Genomic DNA, 1,211 nt, shown 5'->3' on the forward strand with positions numbered 1-1,211 from the left:
CTACCGCCACATCGCTGGTCCTCCGACTCCAGTCCGCCGTAGCCACCGCAAACACCTCCATGATCATGGTGTTGCGACGACCAGTTGAATCCGCCCTGACTTCCAGCATCCGAATGATGAATCAGCTCAGCAGCTTTCACCGGATGACCCTCTCGTTTCCGCTGCCACAGCGCCATCCGAAGCGGGACCGTCACCAGCTCCACCGTCTTCGACGTCGAGGCGTGCCACGCCACGATCCGACGTGAGAACACGTCGATGATGAACACCACGTACACCCACCCCGCCCACGTCCGGCAGTAGGTGAAATCGGTCACCCACACCCGGTTCGGCTCGACGGCACTGAACTGTCGATTCACCAGATCCTCCGCACGTACACCATCAGCGGACCGCACGGTCGTACGGACTCCCTTGGACCTTCGAATCCCGTTGTGGCCTAGCACTTTCATCGCTCGATCAACGGCGCCATAGGACACCCCGGGCAGTGTTGTCCGATGCAGATGGGCGCGCATCTTCACCCGCCCGTAGAGGCCCTCCGGAGTCATCTTCCGCCGGCCGTCGTCATCGGTGCGCCAGACCACGGTGCGCACCGCATCGACGACGTGGGCATCGGAGACGGTCCGAGCGGCAGGCGTGCGTGTTCGCGATGCCCGGTAGGTTCGTGCGGCAATCATGCAGCCCTGCTCACGCAAGACCCGACAGATCGACTCGACCGCAAAACCGTTGGCGCGCATCTGATCTATGAACGCCACGATCATCGGTTGCGGCGGTCGAGTTCCCCCGCGAAGAAAGTCGTCGCCGCTTTCACAATGGCAACGTCCTCTCGCAATTGCTTGTTCTCCGCCTTGAGTCGCTTGATCTCAGCGGACTCCTTCGACGTGGTCCCCGACCGGGCGCCGGCATCGACCTGGGCCTGCACGGCCCACCGACGTACCGTCTCCCCACCGACACCGACCTGCTTGGCGATCGCCTCTGCCGCGGCAGTCAACGACGTGTACTCGCCGCCGTGCGCCTCCAGCAAACGCAAGGCCCTCGAACGGACCTCCGGATCGATCTTCTTAGGCATGTGCTCATCCTTCCTGACTCAGAAGGAAGCGGCATCAAACCAGGGGTGATTCACGGACCTTCTCGGTGAACAAGGGATCTCTCGACAGCTTCCACGAATCCTGTTTGTGCGGAGCCAATCCGAACGCCCGCCACACACGCGACACGGT

The 1,211-nt window shown here is 62.4% G+C and carries 1 pseudogene; it reads right to left on the reverse strand.

Going from position 1 to position 1,211, the window contains the following annotated elements:
- Positions 1-89: 89 nt before the first annotated feature.
- A pseudogene (locus tag ACFUEJ_RS24240) lies at positions 90-1,063 on the reverse strand (IS3 family transposase); the annotation flags it as partial.
- Positions 1,064-1,211: the final 148 nt, after the last annotated feature.

Source organism: Gordonia sp. NPDC057258 (assembly GCF_042668985.1).
Classification (GTDB): domain Bacteria; phylum Actinomycetota; class Actinomycetes; order Mycobacteriales; family Mycobacteriaceae; genus Gordonia; species Gordonia hongkongensis.